Annotated in this window: 15 protein-coding genes and 1 pseudogene; 6 read left to right on the plus strand and 10 right to left on the minus strand. The window is 65.7% G+C overall.

Annotated features, from left to right (window positions below):
* Nucleotides 1-155: 155 nt before the first annotated feature.
* On the minus strand, nt 156-347 hold the full coding sequence (locus tag QX126_RS21905) for a DUF1192 domain-containing protein (RefSeq protein ID WP_315713892.1): 192 nt from the start codon (nt 345-347) through the stop codon (nt 156-158).
* Between the two features lie 87 nt (nt 348-434).
* Between QX126_RS21905 and QX126_RS21910 the strand changes: the two genes are divergently transcribed.
* Together QX126_RS21910 and QX126_RS21915 are read left to right on the plus strand one after the other, a co-directional pair.
* On the plus strand, nt 435-1433 hold the full coding sequence (locus QX126_RS21910; protein ID WP_315783595.1) for an NAD(P)H-quinone oxidoreductase: 999 nt from the start codon (nt 435-437) through the stop codon (nt 1431-1433).
* A 169-nt stretch (nt 1434-1602) separates the two neighbouring features.
* A complete protein-coding gene (locus tag QX126_RS21915) occupies nt 1603-4482 on the plus strand; it encodes an EAL domain-containing protein (protein WP_315783597.1) in 2880 nt (959 codons plus the stop codon).
* A 164-nt stretch (nt 4483-4646) separates the two neighbouring features.
* On the opposite strand, the gene QX126_RS21920 is transcribed toward QX126_RS21915, so the two are convergent.
* Complete coding sequence (locus QX126_RS21920; protein WP_315783599.1) at nt 4647-5126, minus strand: MarR family winged helix-turn-helix transcriptional regulator; 480 nt, start codon at nt 5124-5126, stop codon at nt 4647-4649.
* A gap of 300 nt (nt 5127-5426) precedes the next feature.
* Between QX126_RS21920 and QX126_RS21925 the strand changes: the two genes are divergently transcribed.
* Nucleotides 5427-7283 (plus strand): feruloyl-CoA synthase, encoded by a 1857-nt coding sequence (locus tag QX126_RS21925; RefSeq protein WP_315783601.1) that lies wholly within the window; start codon nt 5427-5429, stop codon nt 7281-7283.
* Between the two features lie 258 nt (nt 7284-7541).
* Complete coding sequence (locus tag QX126_RS21930) at nt 7542-7892, plus strand: PilZ domain-containing protein (protein WP_315783603.1); 351 nt, start codon at nt 7542-7544, stop codon at nt 7890-7892.
* Between the two features lie 16 nt (nt 7893-7908).
* Here QX126_RS21930 and QX126_RS21935 read toward each other — a convergent pair whose 3' ends face one another.
* From QX126_RS21935 to QX126_RS21965, 7 genes and pseudogenes are all read right to left on the minus strand, one after another.
* On the minus strand, nt 7909-8907 hold the full coding sequence (locus tag QX126_RS21935; RefSeq protein ID WP_315753319.1) for a dipeptide ABC transporter ATP-binding protein: 999 nt from the start codon (nt 8905-8907) through the stop codon (nt 7909-7911).
* Nucleotides 8907-9905, minus strand: a complete 999-nt coding sequence (locus QX126_RS21940) for an ABC transporter ATP-binding protein (RefSeq protein ID WP_315753321.1) — start codon at nt 9903-9905, stop codon at nt 8907-8909. The genes QX126_RS21935 and QX126_RS21940 overlap by 1 nt, the downstream gene beginning before the upstream one ends.
* The gene (locus tag QX126_RS21945) at nt 9905-10846 is read right to left on the minus strand and encodes an ABC transporter permease (protein WP_315783604.1); all 942 of its coding nucleotides are present in this window, start codon (nt 10844-10846) and stop codon (nt 9905-9907) included. Before QX126_RS21945 ends, QX126_RS21940 begins: the two co-directional genes overlap by 1 nt.
* Entirely contained in the window at nt 10812-11771 is a 960-nt protein-coding gene (locus QX126_RS21950) for an ABC transporter permease (RefSeq protein ID WP_315783606.1), read from the minus strand. Before QX126_RS21950 ends, QX126_RS21945 begins: the two co-directional genes overlap by 35 nt.
* 43 nt (nt 11772-11814) lie before the next feature.
* Entirely contained in the window at nt 11815-13608 is a 1794-nt protein-coding gene (locus QX126_RS21955; protein WP_315783608.1) for a peptide ABC transporter substrate-binding protein, read from the minus strand.
* A 269-nt stretch (nt 13609-13877) separates the two neighbouring features.
* Nucleotides 13878-14278, minus strand: a pseudogene (locus QX126_RS21960) (peptide ABC transporter substrate-binding protein); the annotation flags it as partial.
* A gap of 54 nt (nt 14279-14332) precedes the next feature.
* Entirely contained in the window at nt 14333-14590 is a 258-nt protein-coding gene (locus tag QX126_RS21965; protein WP_315734477.1) for a hypothetical protein, read from the minus strand.
* Nucleotides 14591-14732: 142 nt separating this feature from the next.
* Between QX126_RS21965 and QX126_RS21970 the strand changes: the two genes are divergently transcribed.
* Nucleotides 14733-16241 carry a diguanylate cyclase gene (locus QX126_RS21970; protein WP_315783610.1) on the plus strand — a complete coding sequence of 503 codons (1509 nt, stop codon included), beginning with the start codon at nt 14733-14735 and terminating at the stop codon, nt 16239-16241.
* A 46-nt stretch (nt 16242-16287) separates the two neighbouring features.
* Here QX126_RS21970 and QX126_RS21975 read toward each other — a convergent pair whose 3' ends face one another.
* A complete protein-coding gene (locus tag QX126_RS21975) occupies nt 16288-17169 on the minus strand; it encodes a UTP--glucose-1-phosphate uridylyltransferase (protein ID WP_315734482.1) in 882 nt (293 codons plus the stop codon).
* 219 nt (nt 17170-17388) lie between these two features.
* Between QX126_RS21975 and QX126_RS21980 the strand changes: the two genes are divergently transcribed.
* Nucleotides 17389-18783 (plus strand): lytic murein transglycosylase, encoded by a 1395-nt coding sequence (locus QX126_RS21980; RefSeq protein ID WP_315783612.1) that lies wholly within the window; start codon nt 17389-17391, stop codon nt 18781-18783.
* Nucleotides 18784-18804 lie beyond the last annotated feature (21 nt).

An 18804-nucleotide genomic window follows, 5' to 3' on the forward strand; every position in this document is an offset into this window, starting at 1 on the left:
GCGTCAAACAGAGTGGACAGGAGCCACTCGGTGTCCAAACGAGGACGGTTTCGGTTGTAAACGCGAAAGCTTAATCAACCGTAAATGGCGAAAATTTTTCAATCTTCGTTAGCCATGTCGGCCACTGGCCGACCGTGTTTCTACGGCCGCGAGGTTCACGACTTGAAGATGCTCGCGGCGGCATCACGCGAGGCGCGCTTTTTCGCCACCGCCTGCTCGATGCGCTCGATCTCGGCACGGAGCAGCGCCACCCGGCTGGTCAGCTCCTCGACCGACAGCATCGACAGATCCTGCCCGATCTCGTGCGAAACGGCCTTGCGCGGCCGATCGTCGTCCTCGTTCGCCATCTCACCCTCCTCCCGGTTGCCAGCCATGCCCCGGCTGGCTTAAGCACGCGGCAGCACCCGCTTTCAGCCCTCGCCGAAGGATTTCTCATGGAACAGCTGCCCACGCAAATGACCGTGGTCGCCATCAGCCAGCCGGGCGGACCCGAGGTGCTCAAGCCGGAAACCCGGCCCGTCCCCAAGCCCGGCCCCGGCGAGATCCTGATCAAGGTGAAGGCCGCCGGCGTTAACCGTCCCGACGTCGCCCAGCGCTCCGGCAGCTATCCGCCGCCGCCCGGCGCCAGCGACCTGCCGGGGCTGGAAGTGGCCGGGGAGGTCGTGGCGCTCGGCGAGGGCGCCGTCCGGCACAAGCTCGGCGACACCGTGATGTCCCTGGTCGCCGGCGGCGGCTATGCGCAATATTGCATCGCACAAGATGCGCAGGCGATGGCGGTCCCCTCCGCGCTCTCAATTCTGGAAGCCGGCGCTCTGCCCGAGACCCTGATGACGGTCTGGCACAACGTGTTCGAGCGCGGCGGCCTCAAGCAGGGCGAGACCCTGCTGGTGCATGGCGGCTCTTCCGGCATCGGCACCATGGCGATCCAGCTCGCCAAGGCGTTCGGCGCCAAGGTGCTGGTCACCGTCGGCTCGCAGGACAAAGCCGACGCCTGCCTCAAGCTCGGCGCCGACCGCGCCATCAACTACAAGACCGAGGATTTCGTCGCCGTGGTCAAGGAGGCGACCGGCGGCAAGGGCGCCAACGTCATCCTCGACATGGTCGGCGGCGACTACATCGAGCGCAACTACGACGCCGCGGCCACCGATGGCCGCATCGTCCAGATCGCATTCCTGGGTAGCCCGAAGGCGACCGTCAATTTCGTCAAGCTGATGGTCAAGCGCCTGACCCATACCGGATCCACGCTGCGCCCGCGCAGCAACGCCGACAAGGCGGCGATGGTGGCGGCGATCGAGGCCAAGGTGACGCCGTTCCTGCGCGAGGGCCGCATCAAGCCATTGATGGACTCGACCTTTCCCCTCGTGGATGCAGCGAAAGCGCATGCACGCATGGAGACGAGCCAACATATTGGCAAAATTGTGTTGGAAATCTAGGTGCAGTCTAAACAGAGCGTGTTTGGAAACTCTTTGATTCTCCTCGCTTTCGTGCCAATGATCGCGCACATCTGAACCGTGCCTGGAACGGCTCCAATTAGCCCGGCGACGACCTCTTTCGATTTGGCTTGTTTCGCTTTGGATTGGTGTCGAACGCGGAGATTTGACATTGCGTCTGATCAGGTGCCTCGCGTCGTTGGCGGCGCTGGGCCTCGTGATGTGTGGTGCCGCTGCCCCCGCTCAGGCCGTTGACGCCGTCAGCGTTCGCAGCGACGCGCCTGCGATCGACCTCACGGGCATCCTCGATCATCAGCGCAGCGAGAACGACCGCATCCAGGTCTCGACCGCGCCCGGCACCGACGGCATCGTCCGCCGCATCGAGGTGCGGGCCCGCGAAGGCGGCCAGAACTGGATCGTGTTCGCACTGGCCAACAACACCGACGACCAGCTCGACCGCCTGATCGTGGCACCGCACTACCGCGTGGTCGGCTCCGGCGTGCTCTGGCCCGATCTCGGCCTGTCGCGCATCGCCACCATCACGCCCTCGGTCGGCGACCTGCCGGAGCGGCAGGAGAGCCCGACCGCCGACGTCTTCCGCGTCACCCTCGATCCGGGCTCGGTCGTCACCTTCGTGGCCGAGCTGCGCACCGACAAGCTGCCGCAGCTCTATCTGTGGGAGCCCGAGGCCTACAAGGACAAGGTCAACTCGTTCACGCTGTACCAGGGCATCGTGATCGGCATCTCCGGGCTTCTCGCGCTCGTGCTCACGATCCTGTTCGTGGTCAAGGGCAGCATCATGTTCCCGGCGGCCGCGGCGCTGGCCTGGGCGGTGCTGGTCTATATCGGCGTCGACTTCGGCTTCTGGGGCAAGGTCCTGGACATGTCGAACAATGCCGAGCGCGTCTGGCGCGCCGCGGGCGAGGCGATCCTGGCGGCGACCCTGCTGGTGTTCCTGTTCGCCTATCTCAATCTGTCGCGCTGGCACGTTCGCTATTCGCACATCACGCTGGGCTGGCTGTTTTTCCTGGGCTCGCTGGTCGCCGTGGCGCTGTTCGACCCGGCGGTGGCCTCGGGCATCGCGCGGATGTCGCTGCTCTTGATCGCCGTGCTCGGCTTCGCGCTGATCGTCTATCTCTCGAGCCACGGCTTCGACCGCGCGGTGCTGCTGATCCCGACCTGGTTCCTGCTCACGGTGTGGGTCGCCGCCGCCGGCATGACGGTCGCGGGCCAAGTCACCAACGACATCGTCGGCCCGGCCCTGCTCGGCGGCCTCGTGCTGATCGTGATGCTGATCGGCTTCACGGTGATGCAGCACGCCTTCGCCGGCGGCGGCGCCACCACCGGCATCGTCTCCGACGTCGAGCGCCGCGCGCTGGCCCTGGCCGGCTCCGGCGACCTGATCTGGGACTGGGACGTCTCCGCCGACAAGGTGTTCACCAGCCCGGAGACCGAGAGCCTGCTCGGCCTGAAGCGCGGCACGCTGGAAGGCCCGGCCGCGAAATGGCTCGAGGTGCTGCATCCGCTCGATCAGGACCGCTTCCGCGCCGCGCTCGACAGTGTCCTCGACCAACGCCGCGGCCGCCTGGTGCAGGACTTCCGGCTGCGCACGCCCGACGGCCATTTCATGTGGTTCGCGCTGAAGGCGCGCCCCGTGGTCGGCTCGGACGGCGAGGTCTCGCGCGTGGTCGGCACGCTCACCGACGTGACCGAGTTCAAGAATGCCGAGGAGCGCCTGCTCCACGATTCCGTGCACGACAATCTGACCGGCCTGCCCAACCGCAAGCTGTTCATCGACCGTCTCGCCGCCGTCGCCAATTTCGCCAAGTCGATGCCGGCGATGCGGCCGACCCTGATGGTGATCGATCTCGACCGCTTCAAGCAGGTCAACGACTCTGTCGGCATCGCGGTCGGCGATTCCATCCTGCTGACCCTGGCGCGGCGGCTGTCGCGCATCCTCAAGCCCCAGGATACGTTGGCCCGGCTCGCAGGCGATCAGTTCGGCCTGATCCTGCTGTCCGAGCAGGACCCCGCCCGCATCACCGCGTTTGCCGAGACCATCCGCAAGACCATCCGCGCACCGATCGCCTTCAACGAGCGCGAGATCTTCCTGACCGCCTCGATCGGCCTTGCTCTGTCCGACCCGCAGACGCAGCTGTCGGAGGACATCATCAAGGATGCGGAGCTTGCGATGTATCACTCCAAGCGCATCGGCGGCGACCGCATCGACGTCTACAAGCCGGCGATGCGGGCGCGCAAGAACGACCGCCTGACGTTGGAGAGCGAGCTGCGCCGCTCGATCGAGCGCCAGGAGATCACGATCCTGTACCAGCCGATCGTGCGGCTGGAGGATCGCTCGATCGCCGGCTTCGAGGCCCTGGCGCGCTGGGATCATCCGAAGCTCGGGCGGATGTCACCGATCGAGTTCATCACCATCGCCGAGGAGATCGGCCTGATCGTCGATCTCGGCACCTTCGTGCTCGACCAGACCGCGCGCCAGCTCGCGGTGTGGCAGCGCGCGACGCGGCTGCGCGAGCCGATCTTCGCCAGCGTCAACGTCTCCTCGCGCCAGCTCCTGCGCCACGACCTGATCCACGACATCCGCTCGGTGCTGGCCCGCTCCTCGGTCGCGCGCGGCTCGCTCAAGATCGAGCTGACGGAATCGCTGGTGATGGAGAACCCGGAGCACGCCGCGCAGATGCTGACGCGCATCCGCGAGCTCGGCGTCGGCCTGTCGATCGACGATTTCGGCACCGGCCATTCCTCGCTCGCCTATCTGCAGCGCTTCCCGTTCGACACCTTGAAGATCGACCAGTCGTTCGTGCGCACCACCGCGCGCGGCACGCGGCCGGTGATCCTCAAATCGATCATCGCGCTGGCGCACGATCTCGGCATGGACGTGGTGGCGGAAGGCGCGGAGACCGACTCCGATGCCGTCGAGCTCTATCAGCTCGGCTGCGAATACGCCCAGGGCTACGCCTTCGGCGAGCCGATGGACGCCGACGCCGCGATGCGGCTTCTCACGGAAGAGCGGCTGGAAGCGGCGAGCTGAGAGCTGCAATGCATCCAGCATGGCAACAGCCTCAGGATGCATCTTTCATTTTGCTTCGTTTGAGGTAGAGTTACCGCGGTACCGCGTAAAGGGTGCCGTGTGAGTGATGACCAATGCGTGCTTGCGGGGCAGAAGGCTCGCGACATGGCCCGTTCGCGACGAGCCTAGTCCGTCTCGAACTGCGACAGCGCCGTGAGCGCGCGGCGATAATTGTCGCCCCCGAGCCGGCGTGCCACCCGCTTCTCGTGCGCGGCGACCAGTGCATTGGCCTTCTTGAGAATCAGGCGGCCACGCGGCGTCAGGCCGAGCGCATGGGCCCTGCGGTCGTGCTCGGAGCGTTCGCGCACGATCAGCCCGGCCTGCTGCAGGTCGTCGAGCAGCGCGACCATGCGCGCGCGCTCGATGCCCAGCGCGCCCGCGATCGCGATCTGCGCGGTGCCGGGATTGGCCGCGATCGTCTCCAGGATCGAATAGAGGATGACGTCGAGGTCGACGGCCGCGAGCGCGGCGTTGACGTCGCGGAAGATCCAGTGCTGCAGGCGGCGGACGAAATAGCCGAGATGGCTCTCGAGCTCACCGAGACCGATCCCGGAAACCCGGCTGGCTGCGTCTCGCTGCGCTCCGGCGCTCGCGCTCTTGGGCATGCTGGCTCGCTGACATGAAGCATCCCTGCCTAGACCGATGCCGTCGCAAGTGCAAGCCGCCGCAATTGGTCACATCCACAATAATTGCAAAATACAACCATTCTGTTAGTCTTGCGATCAACGACTACAACATGGGAGGGAGACGCATGCCGTCATTCATGGCGACGGCTGCCTGCATTGCGACCGCAATGCGGCGGCACATTGCACCCGATCGCAGCGCCTGTTGCGCAGCATTCTCCTTCCCCACTCCCTCCCGCATTGCATCGTCCGCAATCACGGCCCGCAGCGCGGAGACGCGCCATGGTTGATGCAGAACGCCGCCCATCCGGGCCTGCGATGTTCGCCGAGCCGTCGATCGAGGCCGTCAGGCGTGACGACGGCGCGATCATCCTGCGCTCGCGCATGCCGTTGCAGCCGGCCGCGCGCTGCACCGGCGAATGGCTGGAGCATTGGGGCCACCATTTCCCGGATCGCACGTTCCTGGCCGAACGCCGTGGCGACAACTGGACCTGGCTGACCTACGGCGAAGCATTGATGCAGGTCCGCGCCGCCGCGGCCTGGATGCTCGCGCAGGGCCTTGGTCCGGAGCGTCCGCTCGCGATCCTGTCCGACAACAGCATCGCCCATGCCGTGCTGGCGCTCGCAGCGCAGCATGTCGGCATCCCCGTCTGCGCGATCTCGCCGGCCTATTCGCTGATGTCGACGGATCACGAGAAGCTGCGCGCGATGATCCGTCTGCTCGATCCAGGCGCCATCTTCGTCGCGCAGCGCGAGCCGTTCGCGCGCGCGCTCGCGGCCGTCGACGGCCTGCATCGGGCAACGATCATTGCCGGCGACGGCGATGGAACGAGCGCGGTGCCGCTGCAGACCCTGCTCGCGACGAAGCCCGGCGCCGAGGTCGACCGCGCCTTCGCCGCGGTCACGCCGGACACGGTGGCCAAGCTGCTGTTCACCTCCGGCTCGACCGGGCAGCCGAAAGCGGTGATCAACACGCACCGGATGCTGACCATGAGCCAGCAGGCCAAGGCGCAGCTCTGGACCTTCCTGCGCGAGGTCGAGGGCGGCCCCGTCATCGTCGACTGGCTGCCATGGAGTCACACCTTCGGCGCCAACCACAATTTCAACCTGGTGCTGAGCCACGGCGGGTCGATCTACATCGACGGCGGCAAGCCGGCGCCCGGCCTGTTCGAGACCTCGCTCGCCAATTTGCGCAGCCTGGTGCCGACGATCTATTTCAACGTGCCGCGCGGCTTCGACATGCTGGTCGCGGCACTCAGGGCCGATGACGATCTACGCCGCAGATTTTTCTCCGGCGTCAGGTGCATCCTCTATGCGGCCGCCGCCCTGCCGCAAAATCTGTGGGATGCGCTCAACGAGATGAGCCGGGCCACGATCGGCCGTCCTGCACCGCTGGTGTCGGCGTGGGGCGCCACCGAGACATCGCCGCTCGCGACCGACTGCCACTTCTTCGCCGAGCGCGCCGGCAACATCGGCGTGCCGATCCCCGGCACCGAGCTCAAGCTGGTGCCGACCGGCGAGAAGCTCGAGGTCCGCGTGCGCGGGCCGAACGTGATGCCGGGCTATTGGAAGGCGCCCGAGCTCACGGCCGCGGCTTTCGACGAGGAGGGCTTCTACAAGATCGGCGACGCCGTGAAGCTCGCAGATCCCGAGCATCCGGAGCGCGGCCTGTTCTTCGACGGCCGCATCACCGAGGATTTCAAGCTCAGCTCCGGGACATGGGTGAACGTCGGCGCGCTGCGCATTGCCGGCATCGCGGCGCTGGCGCCGTTGGCGCAGGATATCGTGATCGCCGGCCACGGCACCGACGAGGTGCACTTTCTCATCGTGCCCAACATCGCAGCGTGCCGCGGCGCCGCTGGGCTGACCGAGACGGCCCCGGCCAGCGACGTTCTGGCGCATCCGTCGGTGCGCACCGCCATCGCGCGAGGATTGGCCAAGCTTCGCACTGAGGCGGTCGGCTCGTCGCGCTATGCGACCCGTGCGCTATTGATGGCCGAGCCGCCCTTGCTCGATGCCGGCGAGATCACTGACAAGGGCTATGTCAACCAGCGCGCGGTGCTCACCCGCCGCGCTGATCTGGTCGCACGACTGAAGGATGAAACCGCGACCGAGCTGATCAGGCCTGACATGTCCTGACCCAGAACTACGCAACTACTCAACACTCACAAAATGGCGTCCGTACAACTGCGGAAACGCCCCCGCGCGTACGGCAACTAGTTGCCATCCGCACTTAACCGGGCATCAACTGCGAATCCTTAAAATGGCTCGCATCTAGATTCCTCACATGTCCGGACCGCCCCATGGCTCAGCCGCGTTGAGGTCTCTCGCGAGGCCCGCGAGGCCGGCCGGCGCTCGACCGATATCCGCGACGGCTCGACTGTTGTCGCCGACAAGGTGCAGCGACTGCGCACCGAACTGGTGCGGGTGATCCGGACCTCGACTGCCGACGTCGATCGCCGGCTGTCGACGCGGCTCAACATCAACCGCCAGGGCACGCTGCAGGTGAATGGCGAAGCGATCCCTGTCACCGTGCGCAACCTCTCGCTCGGCGGCGCCCTGCTCGAAGCCGTTCCGGTTCGTCTGACGATGAACACGTCGGTGACGCTTGCCATCACCGGCATGGTGTCCGATCTGCCGGGGACCGTGACCCGCGTCGGCGACCGCATCGCGTTGGTCCAGTTCGCACTGAACCCGGAGCAATCGGCGCGACTGACGGCGCTGGTCTCGGACCGTCAGGCGGCGTAACGCGCCGACCCCTGCCTCAACGGAAATGGCAGGCGACGAGATGCCCCTCGGCGCTTGCCTTCAATGGTGGCACTTCCTTGCTGCAGACGTCCTTGGCGATCGGGCAACGGGTGTGAAAGTGACAGCCCGATGGTGGATTGATCGGGCTCGGCACCTCGCCCTTGAGCCGCACGCGCTTGCGCTTGACGCTCGGATCCGGGATCGGCACCGCCGACAGCAGCGCCTCAGTATAGGGATGTTTCGGCGTCGAATAGAGCTGGCGTGACGGCGCGGTCTCGACGATGCGGCCAAGATACATCACCGCGACGCGGCGGCTGATGTGCTCGACGACCGAGAGGTCGTGGGCGACGAACAGATAGGCGATGCCGAACTTCTGCTGCAGGTCCTCGAGCAGGTTGATGACCTGGGCCTGGATCGACACGTCGAGCGCCGATACCGGCTCGTCGCAGATGATCAGCTTGGGCTCGACCGCGATGGCACGCGCAATGCCGATGCGCTGGCGCTGGCCGCCGGAGAATTCATGCGGATAGCGCGTCATGTGGTCGGCCTGCAGGCCGACGGTCTCCAGGAGATGAACGATGCGCGCCTCATATTGCTGGCGTGAGGTCGCCAGCCCATGGATCGTCAGCGCCTCGCCGATAATGGCGCCGATGGTCATGCGCGGATTGAGCGAGGCGTAGGGATCCTGGAAGATGATCTGGATGTCGCGGCGCAACGCACGCAGCCTGTCGCCGGACAGCGCGATGACGTCCTTGCCCTCGAAGCTCAGCTCGCCCGAGCTCGGCTCGATCAGCCTGAGCACGCAGCGCCCGGTGGTCGACTTGCCGCAGCCGGACTCGCCGACGAGGCCGAAGGTCTCGCTCGGCTCGATGTGGAAGTTGACGCCGTCGACCGCGCGCACGCTGCCGATCTGGCGCTTCAATAGTCCACCGCGGATCGGAAACGCCTTGGTCAGGTTGCGCACGCTGAGCAGCGGCGCGGGGGCGGCGGGCGTGGCAATCGCAGCTTCGGTCATCACAGCAATGTCTCTTCGGCGCGGATGCACGCCACCTTGTGGCCGGGCTCGATCTCGCGCAGCTCCGGCTGCGCGCGCTTGCAGTCGGGAATGGCGAAGCGGCAGCGGGAAGCGAAGCGGCAGCCCTCCGGCGGATTGACCAGCTTCGGCACGCTGCCGGGGATGCTCTCCAGCCGGCTCTTCCTGACCGCCGCGAGATCGATACGCGGGATCGAGCGGATCAGACCCTGGGTGTAGGGATGGCGCGGATTGGCGAACAGGCGATCGACCGGCGCCTCCTCGGCCACCCGGCCTGCATACATCACCACGACGCGCTGGGCGACCTCGGCCACCACGCCCATCGCGTGGGTGATCAGCATGATCGACATGCCGAGCCGCTCCTTCATGTCGAGCAGCAGATCGAGGATCTGCGCCTGGATCGTGACGTCGAGCGCGGTGGTCGGCTCGTCGGCGATCAGGAGCTTGGGATTGCACGACAGCGCCATCGCGATCATCACGCGCTGGCGCATGCCGCCGGAGAAATGATGCGGATAGTCGTTCACGCGGGCTTTCGGATTGGGGATCTGCACCAGCGCCAGCATCTCGGCCGCCCGATCCATCGCCGCCTTTTTCGACAGGCCCTGATGCAGCCGGATCACCTCGGCGATCTGGTCGCCGACGGTGTAGACCGGGTTGAGCGAGGTCATCGGCTCCTGGAACACGATCGCGATCTCGCTGGCGCGGATCTTGTTCATCTCGGACGAGCCGAGCGGCACCAGGTCACGGCCCCGCCACAGGATCTGGCCGCCAGCGATGCGGCCGGGCGGCATCGCGATCAGCTTCAGCACCGACATGGCCGTCACGGTCTTGCCGGAGCCGGACTCGCCGACCACGCACAGGGTCTCGCCGCTGCCGATCGAGATGTCGACGCCGTCGACGGCCTGGACCTCGCCCTCGTCGCTGTTGAAATAGGTCTTCAGCCCCTTGATCTCGAGGAGCGGAGCTACGCGGGCATCCATCACATCACCTTCCGCGGATCGAGCGCGTCACGCAGGCCATCGCCGATGAAGTTGATCGCGATCACGGTAAGGAAGATCGCGCCGCCGGCGAACAGCGCCCAATGCGGCGCGATGTCGAGATAGTCCTTGGCGTCGAACAGCAGCCGGCCCCAGGTCGGAATGTCCGGCGGGAAGCCGAGACCGAGGAACGACAGCGTCGATTCCGCGATGATCGCGGCCGCGACGTCGATGGTGCCGGCGACGATCACCGGCCCCAGCGCGTTCGGCAGGATGTGGCGGACGACGAGACGGGCGTTGGAGGCGCCGAGCGCGCGCGCGGCCTCGACGAATTCCTTCTCACGCAGCGACAGGAACTGCGCGCGGACCAGACGCGCCACATGCATCCAGCGAAAGCCGCCGATCACGAGCACGATGAGCACGAAGACGCCGCCTTCCGCGCCGAGCCAGCCCTTCAGGAAATCGCGGAACAAATAGATAATCAGGAGCAGCAGCGGCAGTTGCGGCAGCGACAGAAACAGATCGGTCAGCCACATCAGCGCGGCATCCACCGGTCCCTTGGCCGAGCCGGCGATCGCACCGACGAGAATGCCGACGAACAGCGCCACGCCCATCGCGGCAAAGCCGACCGCAAGCGAGATGCGGCCGCCATAGATCATGCGCGCCAGCAGATCCTGGCCGAGATCGTCCGTGCCGAACGGATGCTCCCAGGACGGCGGCGCGAGGCGTGCCGTGAAGTCGATCTCGTTGATCGGAATCCGCCACAGCCACGGGCCGAGCAGGATCGAGAGCGCGAGCAGCAGCAGCACGACGATGCTGGCGGCCGCGAGGCGGTGACGGAGGAAGCGGCGGAGCGCGTCGCGGCCCGGCGAGAAACGCCGTTTGGGCGATGCGGCGACCGGCGCCGTCTCAACGGAAGGAGATGCGTGGGTCAAGCCAGCCATACAGAATGTCTGCGATGAGGTTGAAGAGGACGACGAGGCAGGCGAACACGAAGGTCACCGCCATGATCACGGGCGTGTCGTTGGCGAGGATCGCGCTGATCAGGAGCGAGCCGATGCCGGGAATGCGGAAGATCTGCTCGGTGACGATGGCGCCGCCGAACACGGTCGGCATCTGCAGCGCCACCAGCGTCACCACCGGGATCAGCGCATTGCGCACCACGTGCTTGACGATCACCTTGCTCTCGTCGAGGCCCTTGGAACGCGCGGTCGTGACGTAGTCGAGCTTGATGACGTCGAGCACGGCCGAACGAACATAGCGGGTGTAGGACGCCGCCTGATAGAGGCCGAGCACCGTGACCGGCATGATCGCCTGCTTGATGCTCTCCCACCACCATTGCCAGCCGGTGGCGCTGAGGTCGGCGCGATAGACGAACGGCAGCCAGCCGAGATTGACGCTGAAGATCAGGATCAGCAGCAGGCCGGTGAAGAAGGTGGGCAGCGAGAAGCCGATGAAGGCGAAGGTGTTGGCGATCTGGTCGAAGATCGAATAGGGCCGCCGCGCCGCGAGCACGCCCACCGGCAGCGCCACCGCCAGCGCCAGGATCTGCGCGGTGCCGACCACGTAGAGCGTGGTCGGTATCCGCTGCAGGATCAGCGTGTCGACGTTGACGCGACTGGCGAAGGAGAAGCCCCAGTCGCCCTGGAACATGGCGACCAGCCAGTGGACATAGCGCAACAGCACGGGATCGTTCATCCCGAACTTGATGCGCAGCGCCTCGCGCACCTCGGGCGGCACGTTCGGGTTGCTCGCGAGCTCGCCGAATGGATCGCCCGGTGCCAGCGCGAGCAGCACGAACAGAATGAGACTGATGCCGAGCAGGCTCGGCACAGCGACGATGAGGCGCCTGAGAAGATAGTTTCCCATCGCTCCACCCCTACGATGTCTGGCTGGTCATGCTGGCCGCGCGTCAGCTCGCCCGATACCAGGTGGCGATGAACGCCAGATCGTTGTCCCAGCCGCTCTTGTACAGCACCATGCCGTTCTTCACGCCGATCGCATTGAGCCGGTTGATCTCCGGCAGGACGTAGTTGTCGCGCACGACGAGATCGTTGAGCTTGATGAACAGCGCGGCGCGCTTGACCGGATCGAGCTCGCTCTGGGCCAGCTTGTAGGTCTCGTCATACTCCTTGTTCTGCCAGCGGCAGATGTTGCGGCCCTGCCACTTGTTCTCCTTGGTCGCGGCCTCGGTGGACACGAACTGGTTCATGAAGAACTGCGGATCCGCCTGCGGCATCGTGGTCTGATACATCTGCATGTCGCAGTAGAAATGCGAGTAGGTGTCGGGGTTCGCGACGTCCGAGGAGAAGAACACCGACGCGACCACCGACTTCAGCTCGACCTCGATGCCGGCCTTCTGGAACGCCTGCTTGATGATCGCCTGGTTCTTCTGGCGCGGGCCGTTGATCGAGGTCTGGAATACGAATTTGAGCGGCTTGCCGTCCTTCTCGCGGATGCCGGAGGCGCCCTTCTTCCAGCCGGCCGCATCGAGGATCTGGCTGGCCTTTTCGATCGAGAACTCGAAGCTGTTGTTCTTCGAACGGAAGCGTTCGGGATTGTTGAGGAAGTTCGGCGTCGCGACGCCGGCGCGTCCATAGATGAACTTCTGCACCGACGCACGGTCGATCAGCAGATTGATCGCCTTGCGCACCTCGGGATCGGAGAACAGCGGGTGCTTGGTCTTCAGGCTGGCGCGCTCGCCGTCGACCTCGACATTGGGATCGGTGACGTTGAGGCCGATATATTCGATGTTGCCGGTCAGCGTCAGCTCGGTCTTGCCCTGGCCGCCCGCCTCGAGCTTGGTCAGGATCTCGTCCTCGACCTGCAGATTGTAGGCGTAGTCGTATTCACCGGTCTGCAGCACCGCGCGCGCAGCGGAGACGGCATCGCCGCCGCCCTTGATCTCGACCGTGTCGAAATGGGGCTGCGTCGGCACGTGATAGTCCGGGAAGCGCTTGCCGGCGACGGTGTCGCCCGGCTTGAAGTCCACGAACATGTACGGACCGGTACCGACCGGCTTCAGGTTCGCCGGCGCCTCGCGCGACTTCGCGCCGATATAATCCGCAAAGTGATGCTTGGGGATGATGCAGCCGAACGAGGCGACGAAGGCATCGGCCCAGAACGGCGTCGGCTGCGGAAAGATCAGCTTCACGGTCAGATCGTCGATCTTCTCGATCGACTTGACGTTCTTGTAGCTGCCGATCGAGACCGCCGAGGTCTCGGGGTTGTTGGCGTATTCCCAATTGAAGATGACGTCGTCGGCGGTGAACGGCTTGCCGTCGTGCCATTTGACGCCCTTCTTCAGCTTCCAGGTCACCGACAAACCGTCGGCCGCAAGACCGCCATTCTCCTTGCTCGGAATCTCCGCGGCGAGAATCGGCACCAGATTGCCGTCCTTGTCCCATCCGGCCAGCGGTTCGTAGAACAGGCGGCTGGCCTCCTGGTCCTTGGTGCCGATGGCGAAATGCGGATTGAGCAGCGTCGGCGCCTGCCAGAGCAGCAGCTTGAGCGGACCGCCGCCACCGGCCTTGGTCGGCTTGTAGGCGATGGCTTGGGCGGCCACGGCGACGCCGGAATGGGCGAGCATCGCGCCGGCCATCGGCGCGGTCAGCCCCACGGCAATCATCCGCTGCACAAATTCGCGCCGTGACAGGCGTCCTGCTTTGACATCAGCGATCTGGCTACGGAGATCACGCTCGTTCATCAATCGACTCCAAAGGTGGTGCTGAATGCCAAAAAACGCGTCCCCGTCTTGCATCGATCGGGAACTGCATAAAATTGGATCAGCCTTCGAAGCGACTGTCAAAGCAGAATCCGGGCCAATTCCGCAATAAAGAACGGATCGATTGTCGCACTTCGCAGATGCGGAAAGATTGACTGCGAGTCACATCCCGGAAAATGGAACTACGTCGCTAGCGACGGTCGCCACACACCGGAATGTTCTGCTTCGGCATGAACGCTCTCGATGTGCGCTCAGCTCTCGCGACACCAGTTCGGCAACTGCCAGAGGTCGTTGTCCCATTCCGAGGAATGGCTCTACAAACCTTTGCGGATGCCGCTGACGCGCGTACCCGACGACGCCATCGTGATCATCAGCATCTCCATGTCGCAGTAGACGTGCGTGTAGGTGTCGGAATTGGCGACGTCGCTGGAGAAGAACGCCGAGCCACCACCGACTTCGGCTCGAGCTCGATGGCCGCCTTCTGGCAGGCCTGCGTGACGATGACATGGTTCTTCGGCCACGGGACGTTGGTGGAGGTCTGGACTACGAGCTTGAGCGGCTTGCCGCCCTTCTCGCGAATGCCGCTCGCGCCCTCCTTCCAGCCGGCGTTCTCCAAAATCTCGATCGCCTCGTCGAGGTTGAACTCGAAGCGCGCCACCGCCCGGAAAGCAGGATGCAGGCCAATTGCCGCGGGCACGGATGCAGCTCAGCGCTCCGGCTTCAGCTTGCGGAAGCGGACACCCTTGCCATCCGGCAGCCGGGTCGCGACATAGCCTGCCGCCAGGCAGGCCTCGCGCTGCGGCATTTTCTCCTGCGGGCTCCGCAGGCTGTCCCACCACGAGGCGCGCTGCGCGGCGCGCGGCAGGCTGTCGCCGATCAACTCCTCGATCTCGTCGAGGCTGAGCACCAGCTCGGGGCGGGTCTGCCGCTTGAGGTAATCTCGAAGCGCATCATAGTCCGGCAAGTCTCGACTCCATCGTACCAGCGCGTGTGCGGCCGCCTTGACGACAGGCACCGCGAACGCAACGACTCGTTAACCTAACATGCGTTACTTCGGCTTTATCCGTCAGTCTACGGATGGGACTCCACGGGGACGGGACGATCCGATGCGCTGGGAACGCCGAACGGGCCGGGCGACGCAGCCTTGGCGGGTCTCGGCGCGCACGCTGATCACCTGCTCCATCTCGACCATCATCGGTTTCTCCGCCATCTGCGCCAGCGTCATGATCGACCTGCGCCGGAGCGAGGAGGTCCGCGCCCGGCAGGCGCTGGAGAACATGGCCGCCAGCATCGGCGCCGACATCAGCCGCAACGTCGAGCTCTACGATCTCTCGCTGCGGGCGGTGGCCAGCAACATGTTGCTGCCCGAAATCAACGAGGTCAGCAAGCCGGTCCGCCAACTGATCCTGTTCGACCGTTCGTCCACCGCGAAGAATTTCGGCACCATCCAGGTGTTCGATGCCCGCGGACGGCTGTCGCTCGAGTCGTCGACGCTCGACCCGCTGCCGGAGGACCGCAGCGACGCCGATTTCTTCCAGGTGCATCGCGACCGGCCCGACACCGGACTCTATGTCGGGCGGCCCGCCCAGCATCATGGCCAATATTCCATCGTTCTCAGCCGCCGCATCTCGACGCCGGACGGACGCTTCGCCGGCGTCGTCGCCGGCTCGATCCGCCTCGGCTATTTCCGCGACCTGTTCGCACGGCTCACGCTCGGGTCGGGCGACAACATCACCGTGCTCCGGCGCGACGGCACCGTCGTCGTCGGCGCGCCGTTCGATTCGGCCGCGATCGGCCGCAATCTGGCGCGGGCGCCGGCCGTGACCCGCGCGCTCACCGAGCCGTCCGGCTGGTCGAGCAGCTATGGCGCGCTGGACGATCTGCCGCGGCTCCTGGTCTGGCGCAACGGCAATGAGCCGCTGGTCGTGATCGCCAGCAAGTCGTGGGACAGCGTCTACGCATACTGGCGCAATGAGGCTGCAGAGATCGGGGCGATGATGCTGGCGCTGATCGTGTTCGTCCTGGCCGCGACGCAGGTCGCCGCGCGCGAGATCCAGCTCCGGGCGAAGATCGAATCCAGGCTGGAGCAGCTCGCGACCACGGATCCGCTGACGGGCCTGAAGAATCGGCGCAAGTTCGACGAGACGATCGAGCTCGAATGGTGGCGGGCGCAGCGCACCGGCGCGCCGCTGGGGCTGCTGATGATCGATGCCGATCACTTCAAGAGCTACAACGACACCCATGGGCACCAAGCCGGCGATCAGGTGCTGGTCGGCATTGCCGTGTGCATCTCCGATTCGGTGCGGCGCGCCGGCGACTGCGCCGCGCGCTATGGCGGCGAGGAGTTCGCGGTGCTGCTGCCGGGGACCTCGGAAGCGGATGCGCTGCGCGTCGCGGAGACGATCCGCAGCAAGGTCAAGCTGTGGGCGGGAGAAGCGTGCACCACCTCGATCAGCATCGGCGCCGCCAGCGTCACGCCGTCGCGCGACACCGATTGGACCGGCCTGCTGAACGCCGCCGACCGCGCCCTCTACATGGCCAAGGCCGCCGGCCGTAACCGCTGCGCCAGCGCAGCGGTGCGTCACCCGTCACCCGCGGCCTCGCTGGCGGCGTGATGCCGCCAACCGCCTCGAAGGCGCGGCATTTCTCGCCGGCTTGGCCTCAGCCCTTGCCTTCGAGATAGCGCTTCATGTCCTCGCGCAGGCCATCGCGCAGGTCGGCCCGCGCCATGCCGAAGGCGATGTTGGCGCGCAGGAAGCCGGACTTCGAGCCGCAATCGTGCCGCTCGCCGTCGAAATCCACGCCATAGAATTTCTGTGTCTTCGACAATCCGATCATCGCGTCGGTGAGTTGGATCTCGCCGCCGGCGCCGCGCTCCTGCGTCGCCAGGATCTGGAAGATCTCAGGCTGCAAGATGTAGCGCCCGGTGATCGAGAAGTTCGACGGCGCGGTGCCCTTGGCCGGCTTCTCGACCATGCCGTCGACCTCGAAGATCTTGCCGTCGCGCTTGCCGACGCCGCAGATGCCGTATTGATGGGTCTGGTCGGCGGGCACTTCCTGCACCGCCAGCACGTTGCTCTTCTCCGGAAGCTTGCTCGCCGCCGCGATCATCTGCGCTAGGCACCCCGGCGAGTTCAGCACCAGCTCGTCCGGCAGCACCACCGCGAACGGCTCGTCACCGACGATGTCGCGCGCGCACCACACGGCATGGCCGAGGCCGAGCGGCGCCTGCTGACGGGTGAAGCTGACCGCGCCGGCCTCCGGCTGGTCGCGCGCCAGGATCTCGATCTCGGTCTTCTTGCCGCGCGCCGCGAGCGTCGCGTCGAGCTCGTACATGCGGTCGAAATGATCCTCGATCGCGGTCTTGTTGCGCCCGGTCACGAACACGAAATGCTCGATGCCCGCCTCCTTGGCTTCGTCGAAGACGTATTGAATGAGAGGCCTGTCGACGATCGTCAGCATTTCCTTCGGCATCGCCTTGGTGGCGGGAAGGACGCGGGTGCCGAGACCGGCGACCGGAAAAACGGCTTTGCGGATCTTCATGGGGATGACTAGACCTTGTGGCGATATGAATGCGAAATCGATCGCATTTTAGGTAGCTCGTTTGCAGCCGAGAACAAAGGCGGATGTTGGGTCCAGTGTTCCGCTCGACACGAACCGAACGGCTAAATTTCGCTGCGGAAATCGTTAACCTTGTTAATCTCCCGTTAAGCAGGACCGGGCCTCGTGGAGCCCGATCTTCCATGCGATCTGGATCGAGACATGATGCGACGGAACGTGATGCTGACAGCTCTGAAGGCCGGTGCTGGCGCGGCGGTTCTGGTCACGGCGTTGACGGTGGTGTCTGGTTCCGCTGTCGCGCAATCCGGCGGCGGGCCGCTGAACTTTCTCGACGGCCTGTTCACGGCCCCCCTGACCAAGGGCAACCCCGCCTCCAACCAACCCCCCGCCGCCGGCGGGCCGCAGCCGTGGAGCGGCGAGGACGGCGCCTCCGGCCATCCGCTGATGACGGCGGCCGCAATCCGCGAAGCCGCCGGCAATTTCGACAATTGCGTCGCCGGCATGTGGCCAGATGCCGCACGGCGCAACATCACGCAGGACAATTTCCAGCGCTTCACCGCCGGCCTGTCGCCGGACCTGCGCATCATGGACCTGCTCGACGCGCAGCCCGAATTCACCAAGTCGATCTGGGACTATCTCGACATCCTGGTGAACGACAACCGGCTGGCGAAGGGCCGCGAGGTGCTGGCGACGTACAAGCCCCAGTTCGATGCGGCCGAGCGCGCCTATGGCGTCGACCGTTACATTATCGCTTCGATCTGGGGCATCGAGTCCAACTACTCGACCCAGATCGGCGACCGCAGCGTGCTTCAGTCGACCGCGACGCTCGCCTGCATCGGCCGCCGCCAGGCCTATTTCAAGGACGAGTTCCTCTCCGCCCTGGAGATCCTCAATCGCGGCGATTTGCGCCCCGAGCAGATGCGCGGCTCGTGGGCAGGCGCCTTCGGCCCGACTCAGTTCATGCCGACCGCGTTCAAGCGCTTCGCCGTCGATGCCGACGGCGATGGCCGCCGCGACGTCGTCGACAATCCGGCCGACCTGATCGCCTCGACCGCCAACAATCTGAAGAAGGACGGCTGGCAGAGCGGCCAGAGCTGGGGCTACGAGGTCGTGGTGCCCCAGGGCTTCAACTACATGCTCGCTGACCGCGCCAAGAGCATGAGCTTCGGCCAGTGGGAACAGCTCGGCCTGCGGCGAGCCAACGGTCAGCCGTTCCCGGCCAGCGCCGAAAAGGCCTATCTGCTGGCGCCGGCCGGCGCCCAGGGCCCCGGCTTCCTGATGCTGCAGAACTTCCGCGTCATCATGAAATACAACCCGGCGGAAGCCTATGCGCTGGCGATCGGCCACTTCGCCGACCGTCTGCGGGGCGGACCGCCGTTCGTTCAGGCCTGGCCGCGCGAGGAGCGGACGCTGTCGCGCGGCGAGCGGCTCGAGCTGCAGCAATTGCTCGCCGAGCGCGGATTTTACCGCGGAACGCCGGACGGCCAGTTCGGTGGCCAGACGCGCGAGGCGCTGCGGAACTTCCAGGCCTCGATCGGGGCGCCGGCGGACGGATTTGCCACCTCAGATGTGCTCGAACGGCTGCGGGCGCGCTGAATACAGCCCAATCTGCCCTGC

Source organism: Bradyrhizobium sp. SZCCHNPS1003, from assembly GCF_032381555.1.
Classification (GTDB): Bacteria; Pseudomonadota; Alphaproteobacteria; order Rhizobiales; family Xanthobacteraceae; genus Bradyrhizobium.